Source organism: Halomonas sp. R57-5, from assembly GCF_900070345.1.
GTDB classification, from domain to species: Bacteria; Pseudomonadota; Gammaproteobacteria; order Pseudomonadales; family Halomonadaceae; genus Vreelandella; species Vreelandella ventosae_B.
In genome coordinates this window covers 669,770-682,595 of the sequence record NZ_LN813019.1, presented here as the reverse complement: position 1 = coordinate 682,595, position 12,826 = coordinate 669,770, and the positions used below count along the sequence as shown (strand labels likewise).

General features: G+C 55.9%; 13 protein-coding genes. 1 reads left to right on the top strand and 12 read right to left on the bottom strand.

The genetic code is table 11. From position 1 onward, the window contains the following. Window positions 1-50 precede the first annotated feature (50 nt). From HALO_RS03080 to ltnD, 8 genes are all read right to left on the bottom strand, one after another. A complete protein-coding gene (locus HALO_RS03080) occupies window positions 51-1,328 on the bottom strand; it encodes a TRAP transporter large permease (RefSeq protein ID WP_050713022.1) in 1,278 nt (425 codons plus the stop codon). Next, window positions 1,325-1,879: a TRAP transporter small permease gene (locus tag HALO_RS03075; protein WP_035581116.1), complete on the bottom strand. Its 555-nt coding sequence runs from the start codon at window positions 1,877-1,879 to the stop codon at window positions 1,325-1,327. Before HALO_RS03075 ends, HALO_RS03080 begins: the two co-directional genes overlap by 4 nt. Before the next feature lie 73 nt (window positions 1,880-1,952). Next, entirely contained in the window at window positions 1,953-2,966 is a 1,014-nt protein-coding gene (locus HALO_RS03070; protein ID WP_035581119.1) for a TRAP transporter substrate-binding protein, read from the bottom strand. A 104-nt stretch (window positions 2,967-3,070) separates the two neighbouring features. Beyond that, window positions 3,071-4,033: a D-erythronate dehydrogenase gene (gene denD / locus HALO_RS03065; RefSeq protein WP_050713021.1), complete on the bottom strand. Its 963-nt coding sequence runs from the start codon at window positions 4,031-4,033 to the stop codon at window positions 3,071-3,073. Between the two features lie 47 nt (window positions 4,034-4,080). Beyond that, window positions 4,081-4,878 (bottom strand): 2-oxo-tetronate isomerase, encoded by a 798-nt coding sequence (gene otnI / locus HALO_RS03060; protein ID WP_035581125.1) that lies wholly within the window; start codon window positions 4,876-4,878, stop codon window positions 4,081-4,083. A gap of 44 nt (window positions 4,879-4,922) precedes the next feature. Continuing rightward, window positions 4,923-5,582 (bottom strand): 3-oxo-tetronate 4-phosphate decarboxylase, encoded by a 660-nt coding sequence (otnC, locus tag HALO_RS03055; protein ID WP_035581128.1) that lies wholly within the window; start codon window positions 5,580-5,582, stop codon window positions 4,923-4,925. After that, window positions 5,579-6,877: a 3-oxo-tetronate kinase gene (gene otnK / locus HALO_RS03050; RefSeq protein ID WP_050713020.1), complete on the bottom strand. Its 1,299-nt coding sequence runs from the start codon at window positions 6,875-6,877 to the stop codon at window positions 5,579-5,581. Before otnK ends, otnC begins: the two co-directional genes overlap by 4 nt. Window positions 6,878-6,882: 5 nt before the next feature. Beyond that, window positions 6,883-7,815, bottom strand: a complete 933-nt coding sequence (ltnD, locus tag HALO_RS03045; RefSeq protein WP_197671972.1) for an L-threonate dehydrogenase — start codon at window positions 7,813-7,815, stop codon at window positions 6,883-6,885. 168 nt (window positions 7,816-7,983) lie between these two features. On the opposite strand from ltnD, the gene HALO_RS03040 reads away from it, so the two are divergent. Continuing rightward, a complete protein-coding gene (locus HALO_RS03040; RefSeq protein WP_035581138.1) occupies window positions 7,984-9,018 on the top strand; it encodes a LacI family DNA-binding transcriptional regulator in 1,035 nt (344 codons plus the stop codon). A gap of 9 nt (window positions 9,019-9,027) precedes the next feature. Here HALO_RS03040 and HALO_RS03035 read toward each other — a convergent pair whose 3' ends face one another. The 4 genes from HALO_RS03035 to HALO_RS03020 are packed head-to-tail and all read right to left on the bottom strand — an operon-like array spanning window position 9,028 to window position 12,773. Then, window positions 9,028-10,428 (bottom strand): amidase, encoded by a 1,401-nt coding sequence (locus HALO_RS03035; protein WP_050713018.1) that lies wholly within the window; start codon window positions 10,426-10,428, stop codon window positions 9,028-9,030. Window positions 10,429-10,453: 25 nt separating this feature from the next. Beyond that, the gene (locus HALO_RS03030) at window positions 10,454-10,921 is read right to left on the bottom strand and encodes a RidA family protein (RefSeq protein WP_035581142.1); all 468 of its coding nucleotides are present in this window, start codon (window positions 10,919-10,921) and stop codon (window positions 10,454-10,456) included. A 40-nt stretch (window positions 10,922-10,961) separates the two neighbouring features. Then, complete coding sequence (locus HALO_RS03025) at window positions 10,962-12,236, bottom strand: TRAP transporter large permease (RefSeq protein WP_050713017.1); 1,275 nt, start codon at window positions 12,234-12,236, stop codon at window positions 10,962-10,964. A 15-nt stretch (window positions 12,237-12,251) separates the two neighbouring features. Next, window positions 12,252-12,773: a TRAP transporter small permease gene (locus HALO_RS03020; protein WP_035581146.1), complete on the bottom strand. Its 522-nt coding sequence runs from the start codon at window positions 12,771-12,773 to the stop codon at window positions 12,252-12,254. Window positions 12,774-12,826: the final 53 nt, after the last annotated feature.

The window sequence follows — 12,826 nt, the reverse complement described above, 5'->3', positions numbered from 1 at the left end:
TCACGCTCCTTTTATTGTCATTGTTGAGTTCACTTAAAATAACGCCGTACCTAACCGTAGAAGGTATTCACCAGTCCCATGGAGATCCATGGCATATAGGTAATCGCCATCAAACACGCGAGTACGACCAGTACAAAGCGCACCAACCATGGCAGCATTTGATCAATCGATATTTTGGCGACGGCACAGGCAGCAAACAGATTCACGCCCAGCGGCGGGGKAATCATGCCAAGCGCCAGGTTAACGACCATTACCAGGCCAAAATGGACGGGGTGAATACCAAACTGAATGGCTATAGGCGTCAGGATCGGTGCCAGCACCAAAATCGCCGCAGAGGTTTCGATAAACATACCAACGATCAGCAGCAGTGCATTGACCACCAGCAGAAACATAATGGGGTCATTGATCGTGTTGGTAACCAAGGTAGCGATTTGCGCTGGTAGCCCCGTGCGACTGAGCAGAAAACTAAATAGTGAGGCGGCGGCAATAATCAACATAACGGCGGCAGTCGAAATCACGCTCTGGCGCAGAATCGGCCATATGTCATCTAGCTTCAGCTCACGGTAGTAGAAACCACCGACGATTAGGGCAAAAAATACCGCCACGGCGGAGGCTTCGGTGGGGGTAAATATCCCACCATAGATACCGCCGATAACGACCACAGGCATCAGCATAGCGACCCAGGCTCGCTTTACCGAGACCATAAAGCCGGTGCTGTCTTTATAGTCGTCTTTGCCGTAGCCCCGCACCTTACAAAATAGATACAGGAAGATAATCAGCGCGCTGCCAATCAATATGCCAGGGCCAATGCCTGCGAGAAAAAGCTGGCCAATGGAGGTATCGGTACTCACGCCATACAGAATCAGCGGAATTGAAGGTGGAATAAGCACGCCCAGTTCAGCGGATGATGCCTGTATAGAGGCTGCCAGCGGTTTTGGATAACCATGCTTCACCATGGCCGGAATCAAAATGGCGCCAATCGCAAAGGTAGTCGCCACGCTGGAACCGGACACCGCCGCAAACATCATGCAGGTAAGTACGCAGGACATAGCTAGCCCGCCCTGCACACGGCCAACGATGGATTTTGCTAAGTCCACCAAACGCTGAGATATCCCTCCTGCTGCCATCAAGTTACCGGCAAGGATAAAAAACGGAATCGCCATCAGCGGAAATTTATCGATGCCAATAAACATCTGTTGCGGCACCAACAGCAGCGGCAGGCGGGTAAAGAATTCGATGCCGATAATCGACGCTAGAATAATTGAAATCGCGATTGGAACGCCGAAGGTAAACAGAATAATCAGCGATAGGCCAATAACCATATTCATGGCTTCGCTCCTCCTTCAGGTAACTGCCCATCTTGGGCTTCTGGCGCTATTTCGCTGTTCTCCGGCCCCACTTTTTCTCTTCCGCTGAGCTGCGACAGTAAGCGCGCCATCACTGCCACAATGGCAAAGCATGACCCCATTGGGATTGCGGCATACGCCCATGCCATCGAAATATTCATCCCGGACATGGTTTGATTACTCACCCGCAGGGTCATTTGAATGCCGTAGTGGATCAGCACGCCGAGAACCAGCAGGCAACACAGTACAATCGCTATTTCGAGCAATGTTAGAAACCGCGCTGGCACGACTTTATAGACGACTTCCACCGCCATCATATAGCCGCCCCTAAAAGTGGCGGCGGCGGCCATAAATACGCACCAGATCATCGCTGCACGGGAGGCAACTTCTGTCCAGGTAGAGGGGGCATTAAACACAAAACGGGTGAGCACCTGATAAAAACTGAGCGTCACTGATATTGCCAACATCGCCACGGCGATCAGCATCGCAAGCCGGGTTAACTGGTGCTCAAAACGAAGAAATACCGCTAGCATAAGAATTCACCATGCCAAAGCGACCTCCGGCAGTACCGGAGGCCGAGGTGGAAGAAGCGCTCGACAGCGTTACTTAGCAGCTGCTGGCTTGTTCCTGAACACGTTCCAGCATTTCGGTGCCGTACTCAGAGGTAAATATCTCGTAGGCGGGCTTTACCGCTTCCTGGAAGGGAGCAACGTCGATATCGGTTTTAACCGTCATGCCGTTCTCTTCCAATAGCGCCACACCTTCACGCTCTAGACGCGAAACCTCTTCACGGGTCGCCTCGGCAGAAGCTGCTGCGGCTTGCATAAACCAATCACGCTCCTCCTCACTTAAGCCGTCCAGCAGGATGGGCGAACCCAGTACAATGGCTGGAGAATAGACGTGCCCGGTTAGAGAAAGGTAGTCCTGCACTTCCCAGAAGTTGGTGGCGACGATAACGGTGATCGGGTTCTCCTGACCATCGACTGTCCCCTGCTGAAGTGCGGTAAACAGTTCTGGGAACGCCATCGGCGTTGGGCGAGCGCCCATCTGGCGGAATGCCTCCTGATGCACCGCGTTCTCCATAGTACGTACACGCAAGCCCTCAGCGTCTGCTGGTGTGGCGATCTCACGCTGACTGTTGGTCAGGTGGCGAAAGCCGTTTTCAGACCACGCCAAGCCAACCAAGTCGTGCTCTCCCATTTTTTCCAGTAATTCATCGCCAAGCTCACTGTCGAGCACGCAACGCGCTTGGTCGTAGTTTTCAAACAGGAAAGGCAGGTCGAGCACATAACTTTCAGGGACAAAGTTACCCAGTGGGCCGGTCGAGGTAATCACCACATCGACGGTGCCAATCTGCAAGCCTTCGATCATCTCCCGTTCGCCGCCGAGTGACCCCGAGGTGTGCTCGGTCACCGTGAACTCACCGTCGGATAAGCGCTCCAGCGTTTCTTTAAACGCATCGGCGCCCACCGAGTAATGAGACGTAGAGGAGAGCGTGTGGCCCAGGTTAACTTCCGTCGCGGCATGGGCTTGAAGTGCAATACCCGCTGTAGCGATACCGCTAATCGCTGCTACCAGAATATGGCGTTTAAGTGTGGGTGTAACGTGCTGCTTCGTCATTGTAGTGCCCTCTTTGTGTTGTTGTGAGGGTGATTATTGGAGCAACTTCCCCGACTAAGGGAGTCGCCCAGGCAGTTGCCTACCGCGAACGGCAGGACGGGAACTCATGACGCTTCAGAAACGAAGGCATCGATAATCTGTTTAAAGTTGTCATCGCCCACAAAACCCAGCTGTTTGGCTTTTGCTGTGTCAAAGCGCGCAGGCCAGCTCGACACAATGGATTCAATGCGGGGATCGGGATCGTGGTGTACCAACGAAAGTGCATTCTCACCAGCCTCATCGCGGAGAGCTTCCAGCATTTCAGCGACCGTGACGGTAATACCCGGCAGCATAAAGGCTCGAAAAGGCCCCAGCGCCTCGCTCGCCACTTCGGCTCCATGGATGAGTGCATCTACCACTTTGCCGGGCGACATCACAAACATCGGTAGCTCAACAGGCACTGGACAAATGGCCTCTTCACCGTTTAAGGGTTCTCGCAGGATACTAGAGGCAAAGCTGGAGGCAGCGGCGTTAGGCCGGCCAGGGCGAATCACAATCGTCGGCAGTCGCAGTACTAGGCCATCGATAATCCCTCGGCGGCTGTAATCATTGATTAACAGCTCGCACATGGCTTTTTGTGTACCGTAGGAGTTCTGCGGGTGAAGCGCCGTCATATCATCCMGCTCGTCCGGCAGCGCACCACCATAAGCCGCTACAGAGCTGGCCATAATCAGTCGAGTGTGGGTTAGCGCCTGGGCTCGGCAGCCTTCCAGCAGTGCTCGTGTTGCGTCGAAATTAACCCGCATGCCAAGTTCTAAATCGGCTTCTGCGGCGGAGCTGACCACCGCGGCCAAGTGATAGATAACGTCGGGGCGCTGCGTTAAAACGCTATCCAGCGCGCCGGGAGCGGTAATATCCAGCGCCATTGAGGTGGCAGCCACATTTCCGACGTTAGGCAGTGGCGCCTTGGTCTGATCTAGTAGCATTAGCTGCGTAATCGGCTGTCCGCGAAGTTCTCCTCTGGCAAGTAGTTGTTGCACTAAGCGCTGGCCAAGAAAGCCTGCTGCACCGGTAATGACAATATGCATCGTTTGCTCCTATGCGCTGTTGTTATTGTTTATTCAGTTGGGGCTGCTCACTGAGTGGTTAATCCCCAGGCTGCACCCCACCCTAGCCCCGCACGGGTTTCTGCCTTGGGCCGGTACTCGCAGCCGATCCAACCGGTGTAGCCCAACGCACTTAAGCGTTCAAAAATGCCGGGGTAGTGCACTTCACCAACGTTAGGTTCGTGACGTTCGGGGACACCCGCGACTTGAATATGACCGATGGCCCTGAACTGACGTTGAAGGTGGCAAATCAAGTCACCGTCCATAATTTGGCAGTGGTAAAGATCAAACTGGAGCTTTAGGTTTTCCGCCCCAACCTCTTCCAGCACCGCCATGGCTTGCGCTTGGTGCGAGAGGAAAAAGCCCGGCATATCGCGGGTATTGATCGGCTCGATAAGAATATCGCGGCCGACTTTGGCCGCCTCATCCGCCGCAAAACGCAGATTGCGAAGATAGGTCGCATGGTGCTCAGCCTGAGCGGTGGCATCGGCGCCTTCCGGGAGCAGCCCAGCCATGGCATGTACTCGAGGGCAGTTGAGCGCCTCGGCATAGCGCAGGGCCTCTACCACTGAGTCGCGAAACTCACCTTCGCGCCCCGGCAAGCTCGCCAAGCCTCGCTCACCTGCTTCCCAATCGCCTGGAGGCAGGTTAAACAGCACCTGCTCCAACTGCGATTCTTGCAGTGCTTGGCGCAGCTCTTGCGGGGAAAACGCATAAGGAAACAGATACTCAACGCCTTTAAAGCCTGCCTTCGCCGCCGCGGCAAAGCGGTCTATAAAGGGGTGCTCGTTAAACAGCATGCTGAGGTTGGCGGCTAATCGAATCATCGTGGGGCTCTTGTTGTTAAGTGCTTTTTTTAAATGAAATAATATTAATTTCGTGGAAAGCGTGCTTCCAGCTCCGCCACCTGCTCTGGTGTTAGACCCCGCGGATTTTCGCCACGCAGCAGCAGGTAGAGCTTGGCGGTTTCTTCTAGCTCCTCGGTGGCATACACCGCCGCTTCGAGGTTTTTACCCGCCACCACCGGGCCGTGGTTGGCCAACAGCACCGCGCTGTGCTTACCCGCTAGGCCTCGCACCGCATCGCCTAGCTTGGGGTCGCCCGGCATGTGATAGGGAATAAGCGGCAGTTTGCCCACCCGCATCACGTAGTACGCGGTCAGCGGCGGAATACAGTCGCAGGGATCACCCCCTGGCAAACAGGACACCGCCACTGAGTGGGTAGAGTGCAGGTGCACGATGGCCCCAGACTGTGGGCGCTCGTCGTACATCGCCATATGCAGGAACTGCTCTTTGGTAGGCGCATCGCCGCTTAGCAGTTGGCCACTTTGATCCAGGTGGGAGATGCGGGCTGGATCCAGCCGCCCCAAGCAGGCGTTGGTTGGCGTCATCAGCCAGCCGCCATCTTCCAAGCGAACGCTGATGTTGCCACTGGAGCCCATGGTTAGGCCGCGGTCAAACAGAGACTTGCCGAGCGTGCTGATCTGCTCCCGCAGGCTGTTCTGGTGATGATGACGAAGTTGAACGCTCATGCCAGCACCTCAAACGCGCGGGTAAAGAAATCAACGCCACCAAAGTTGCCGGACTTCAGAGCCAGCGATAACGGTGCTTCACGGTTCGGCAATGGGGCTTGGGTCCAGGGCACGCCAGGGTCTATCTGCTCGCCAATGCGCAGCCTGGTAATACCTAATGCCGAAACCACCGCGCCAGAGGTTTCACCCCCGGCGACCAGCAACCGACCCACACCTTCGTTGACCAGCGTGACCGCCAGTTGGCTCAGCGCTTCTTCTACGAGATAACCTGCCCTCTTCACGCCGAGTGAGGCTTGCGCGGTTTTAACCTTATCTGGATCAGCGGAGGCGTACATCAATACCGGTTCGTTGTTTGATAGCCGCTGCTGAGCAAAGTTTAGCGCCTGCTKTTGCTCCTGTTCGCCTTCCGCTAACGCCAAGGGATCAAGGGCAAAGCCACCGTCAGGGTGCTTTGCCAGAAAATCCGCCACCTGGGCGAGCGTTGTCCGTGAGCAACTACCAGATAGCACCAGCGCACCACCGAAAGCCGGTAATAAACGACCCGGCTCAGAGATGGTGTCTAACCAGCCCTGTGCTCGGTACTGAGCGGGCAATGCCTGTCCCAGACCCGAGCCACCGGTGACCAAGGGCATCAGCACCGTAGCTTGAGCCAATACGTCTAAATCCTGTTCGTCTAAAGAGTCGCAGATCACATGGCGAGTGCCTTGCTCAGCCAGCGCTGACAAGTGCGCCCGGGTCACATCTGCCCCTTGAGTCAACACCGCACGGTTGGCCAACCCCACCGAGTGGGGTGTCTGGCGAGCCAGCACACGAACTAAGTCTGCGTCCTGCATGGGGTTTAGCGGGTGGKGCTGCATGCCGCTATCATTAAGTAAGCGATCCCCCACAAACAGATGGCCCTGGTAGACCATGCGACCATTAATCGGAAAAGCGGGTACCATCACGGTTTGATTAGCGCCAAGGGCTTCCAATAGAGCATCGGCCACTGGGCCAATATTGCCCTGATCGGTAGAGTCAAAGGTGGAGCAGTACTTAAAGAACAGCTGACGGGCGCCTTGTTGACGAAGCCACTCAAGCGCGGCGAGGGAGTCCGCTACGGCCTTATCCGCCGGACAGGAGCGGGATTTAAGCGCTACGACCACTGCATCGATATTGTTGAGGTCGACCTCTTCCGAGGGTACGCCAATCACCTGTAGACAGCGCATGCCGCCGCGCACCAAGTTATTGGCGAGATCGGTGGCCCCCGTGAAGTCGTCGGCAATGGCGCCTAAGACGATGTTCGCTCCCATATCCATGCTTATCAGGCTCCCTCGGCATCGTTGGCAGCTTCGGGCAGAGTGATACCAGATAGCCGCTGGTAGACTTTGATCACAGCCGAATCATCTTCGCGGCCAAGGCCTGCCCCGCTAGCGGCGGTAAATTGCTGCAGAGCGCTCGAAGCAACGGGCGTTGCCAGCGCCAGTTCGCGGCCGGTTTGATGCACGATATTGAGATCTTTGACGAAGATATCCACCGCCGAAAGCGGTGTGTAGTCGCCACTCAGGATATGCGGCACGCGATTTTCGAACATCCAGGAGTTACCTGCCGAGTGAGTAATCACTTCATATATCACCTCGGGGTCGAGCCCCATGCGAATGCCCAGCGCCATGGCTTCAGCTGCGGTGGCGATATGTACCCCTGCCAGCAGTTGATTGACCAACTTCATACTGGAACCAACGCCAGGAACATCACCAAGTCGATAGACCTTAGCGGCCATAGCATCGAGTACCGGCTGGGCGTAGCTGAACGCTTCAGGCGTACCCGAGGCCATCACCGATAGTTCGCCACTTTTCGCTTTAGCAGCACCGCCACTAATCGGCGCATCGAGCAACATCAACCCTTCGGCAGTCAAGCGGTCGCCAAGCTGTTTAGCGTGACTAGGCGCGACCGTCGCGCACTGCATAATCAGGCTGCCCGGCGCCAACTGGCCCGCCACTCCCTGCACCCCGAACAGCACTTCATCAACCTGGGCGCCGTTAACCACCACCACCAGCAAAATATGGCAGTGAGCGAGTTCTGCTGGGGTGGCAACGCTCTTGCCCCCTGCCGCCACAAAGGCTTGGCGCGCTTCTGCAGAAATATCGCAGCCCGTTACGGCCAGTCCTTGTTGAAGCAAGGCGGTTGCGGTGCCCATGCCCATAGCACCGAGTCCAATAACGCCTACTTGAAGTGATGGTTTATCGTGTTGACTCACCTGCCGACACCTCATTGTTGAGTTTCTTGTTGTGTTTGCTGCCATCGTCGCGGCGCTTTCAAAAAGAAGCTTTTAAAAGAAAATGGTAGCGCTGTCATGATAGCGCTACCATTCGTTTTAGATTATTGTTTGCGTTACGACAAGCTGAAAATCAGGGACGTACGACCAATGTCTAAAGACTCACCCAACGCCGCTAGACAGCGCCGCAGCTCCGATCAGGTCACGCTTAGCCAAGTCGCGCAGATGGCGGGAGTCTCTCCCATTACGGCATCGCGGGCGCTAAACCACCCGGATAAGGTCAGCGACAGCGCACGTCTCAGTGTTTTGCAAGCAGTAGAAACGTTAGGCTACGTACCCAATCTAGTCGCAGGCAGTCTGGCCTCTGCTCGCTCACGGCTGATTGCGGTCATTGTGCCGTCGCTCATCAATAGCGTGTTTGTGGAAGTCATCAAAGGCCTGCAGGAAACGCTGGAAGCTGAGGGCTATCAGATACTGCTGGGTAATACCGACTACGACTTGGATCGCGAGTATCAGTTGGTGCGTACGTTTTTAGGTTGGTCATGCTCGGCACTGGTCACCGCTGGGCTGCGCCATAACAAGGCCTGCCATACGCTGCTGGCCAACTGGGATCACCCCATTATGGAGGTGATGGAATTGGGCAAAGGCATGGATCTCAACGTTGGGCTGGATCACGTGGCAGCAGGCCGCTGTATGGTCAATCACCTTATCGATCAAGGCTACCGTCATATTGTTTACGTGGGCGCGCGGCTTGCCCACGATTATCGCGCGGGCATGCGCTATGAAGGGCATAAGGAGGTGCTGCAGGCCAACGGGATAGAAGCACCCTTAGTTGAGCTGGATACTCTGGGCAGCCTGCAGGCAGGCGCAGAAGGACTGGCCCAGGTATTGGCGAGCTACCCACACACCCAAGCCATTCATTTTGCTAACGATGACTTAGCTGCAGGTGCCCTGCTGGCTGCACAACGTCAAGGTCTCAAGGTGCCGGAAGATATTGCCATCGCCGGGTTTAACGGCCTGCCCCTTGGTCAACACGTGACGCCTCAGCTCACTACTATTCTCTCTCCCAGAGAGGAGATGGGCCGCTTAGCTGCCAAAGAGCTCATTCGGCGGCTAGGCGGCAAGAATGTCTACCGTCGGCAGCACGATGTAGGCTTTACACTCCAGACTGGCGGCAGCACATAGGCTTTCAGATTAGATCGCTGGCGGCTGACCAAGAATCTCCAGCCCTGTGCCTAACTCATTTTCAATCGCCTGACCAACTGCTAATAGTTTGGCGTCCTGCCAGGGGCCGCCTAGTACCTGCAGACCAACGGGCATGCCCACAGCGTCTATCCCTACCGGCAGCGTTAGCGCACATAAACCAAGGAAGTTAGGGATTACGGTGTTACGCAGGGCGTGCATATTGGCTTTGGGATAGGCACCTTCCGGTGCAAGGCTCTCGATAGTCGGCGGCGTAATCGCCACCGTAGGGGTAAGCACCGCATCCACATCCGCCATGCGAGCGGCGGCCGATCGATAGAGCGAATCCAGCACTGTGCGACGACGCACATACTCCCAGGCGGGCATATCGTCAGCCGCTTTGACCCGGGCCGCGACGTTAGGGTCGAGGGAATCGATCATCTCAGGCAGTTCGGTTTTTAGAAACGCCGCCAACTCCGGCGCGGCCACGCCGCCCAGCTTGAACAACTCATACGCCTCGTCGATACCCGGTAGCTCCAGAGTGACAATGCGTGCTCCAGCGGCTTCCAGCTTTTTAATAGCCGCGCGTACTGTTTCGGCAATACCTGGGCTGCAATCGTCCCAGAAAAACGTTTCTGGTACGCCAAAGGTTAGATCAGCAAGGCACGGCGTTGCCGGAACCTGCTCTTCTCTACCGCTTAGCTGGCTATCCAGCGCATCAAACGCAAAGGCTATATCATCCACTCGCCGCGCCAGCAGCCCTGGCGTATCCAGCGTGGAGGAGAGCGGCACGATCTGCTCGGTTGACCAGCGCCCAGCAGTGGTTTTCAATCCCGCCACCCCGGTCATTGCGGCAGGAATACGCMCCGAACCGGCGGTGTCGGTACCTAACGCCAAACTTGCCGTACCACCGACAAGTGAAACACCTGCCCCAGAACTGGAACCGCCAGGCGTGCGGTGCTGAGACGTATCCCAAGGGTTGCGCGGCGCTCCCCAGTGGGCGTTGGTACCCAGCCCGCCAAAGGCAAACTCAACGGAGTGGGTTTTACCCATCACGGAAGGTAATTGCTTTAGCAAAGCGCTCACTACCGGGCCGGGGCGCTCCCAGCACTTGGGCAGCCGTTGGGAAGAGCCCGCATAGGTGGGTAGCCCTGGCACGGCGTAGATATCTTTAATCGATACCGCCATGCCCATTAACGCCCCCGCATCGCCACCTTGGGCGAGTACAGCGTCGGCAGCTTTGGCCATCGCCAGGGCCTGTTCGCCGTTCCAGGTGAGGTAGGCGTGATCGTGTTGGCCGCGCTGCTGGTAAGCGGCGAGTGATGCCTCGGCAAGGGCTGTTGCGGTAAGAGTGCCTGCCCGCAGGCGTGCGCGCTGCTCACGTATCGGTAGAAATATAACTGAATCCTGCATGCTTCACTTACCTCCGAGGTAGTGCTTAACGCACTTCAAAAATCGCTTCGACTTCCACCGCTGCATTGCCGGGTAGAGTAGCCACTCCAATGGCGGTTCTAGCATGGCGCCCTGCGTCGCCAAACAGTGCGACAAATAGCTCTGACGCGCCGTTGATAACCAGCGGGACATCGTGAAAGCCCGGCGCCACATTGACGAAGCCGTTCATACGCACGCAGCGCACCACCCGTGAGAAGTCGCCATCAACAGCATCGCTCAATTCAGCCAAAAGGTTTAAAGCACACGCCTGGGCCGCCAGTTTCCCGGTTTCAAGATCGAACTCACCACCCACCTTGCCAGGATAGAGAACATCACCGCCACGTTCGCAAATCTGGCCCGCTAAAAACAATTGGTTGCCTAACCGGGACCAGGGCAGAAATAGGCCGCGCGGTGTTGGAATCGCCGGTAACGTAAGGCCCTGCTCCGACACTGCCTGTTCAATCGTTTTACTCATTGTTGGTTATCCTTATTGATTAGCACAATTACACTACTTGTTAGTAAATAAGCGAGGGAAGCCAAGTGCTGAGCCAGGGTATGTAGGTAATAATGATCAATGCGATTAGCATCAAAGCAATCAACGGCAAGCAGGCTTTAAACACTTCCTGCAGCGACATTTTGGATATCGCCATAGCGACGAATAGATTCAGCCCTACCGGCGGGGKAATCAYGCCCACCGAGAAGTTGATCAGTGTGATAACGCCAAAATGCACCGGGTCTACGCCCACCTGGGCGGCAATAGGCTGAAGCAGCGGCGAGAGCACGATGATGGCCGAGGCGCTATCGAGAAAGAAACCGGCAATAATCATCACCACGTTAAACAGCGCCATGACCTGAAAGGGGTCGTCCGTCCACGACAGCACCTGCCCCGCCAGTTGGCTCGGCGTGCCGGTAATCGCCAGCAGCCATGAGAACGCCGAGGCGCCAGCGGTGATCAGCAACAGCGTGGCGGAAATCAGCCCTGAGCTTCTTAACGTCCCCGCTAGCGCTTTCAGGTTGATGGTGCGATACACCACCATGCCCACAAACAGGCCGTAGACGCAGGCCACCGCCGCCGACTCGGTCGGCGTAAATACGCCGCTGTAGATACCACCCAGCAGAATCACCGGCAGGCCAAGGCCCCAGGCGGCGTCTTTAAAGGCCACTAGAATTTGCCGTAGCGTTGGGAACGGTGAGCGCTCATAACCTTTGATGCTGCTGAAAACAATACAGTAGGCGATCAGTATAGAAGCGATGACGATGGCAGGCAGCAGCCCGGCCGCAAACAGTCGCCCGACAGAGGTGCCGGTCACCGAGCCGTAGATAATCAGCGCAATACTCGGTGGCACGATGGGGCCTAGCGTACCGGCGGTGGCAATCAAGCCAATCGCAAAGCGTTTATCGTAGCCAGCCGCCACCAGCGCCGGGAACATGATCGAACCAATCGCCACCACCGTGGCCGGGCTTGAGCCCGAAATGGCCCCAAAGAATAGGCACGAAAGCACCGTGGCCGCAGCTAAACCGCCGGGCACCCAACCGACCAATGCCTTGGCGAGATTGATCAGCCGGTCTGAAAGACCGCCAATGCGCATTAGCTCCGCCGCCAAAATAAAGAACGGAATCGCCATCAGCGAGAAATTATTCATGCCGGTAAACATGCGCATCGGCACAATCACCGGGTTGGTAGTGCCAAAGAATTCAATCGCTAGAAATACCGCCAATGCCAAAGAGGCAAAAATTGGCAGCCCCAACAATAGAACAGCAAAAAAGATCGGTAATAACGCAGTAATCATGGTCGCTCCCCAGAGTTAAATGAGCTTATCCGACTCAGCTACAAGCTCTTCGGAGAGACTCACCGGAGGCTTTTTCCAAACTTCATTGATTACCCATAGATAACGCAGAATCAGCAGCACCCCGGATATACCAATCGGCAGATAGAACCATGCCATTGGTAGTCGCAGCGCGGCCGTCAACTGGCCGCGATCAAGCGTGCTGAAATAGAGAACAAAGCCGTAATAGGTCATAAAGCCTGCGAACACGATGCCAATCAGCGCTGCGACAAGATGCAGCCAGCGATTAACGGCGGGCGAGGCAACCGCATTAAGGACATCCACCGAAATATGCGTGCCATGACGCACACCCATACTGGCGCCCACAAAACTCATACAGATAATGGAGTAGATAACGACTTCTTCGGCCCAAAACAGCGAACCGCTAAAGCCGTAGCGATAGACAACTTGGGTAAAGGTGAGGATGGTCGCAATCGACATGAAAACGACCATCGCCACACTTTCCAAGCGATCAAGACATTTATTGAGCGCTTCGAACATGAGAGATCCACACCCTTAAGTGGGTAAGAGGAAAGGGGCTAGATTTGCTAAAC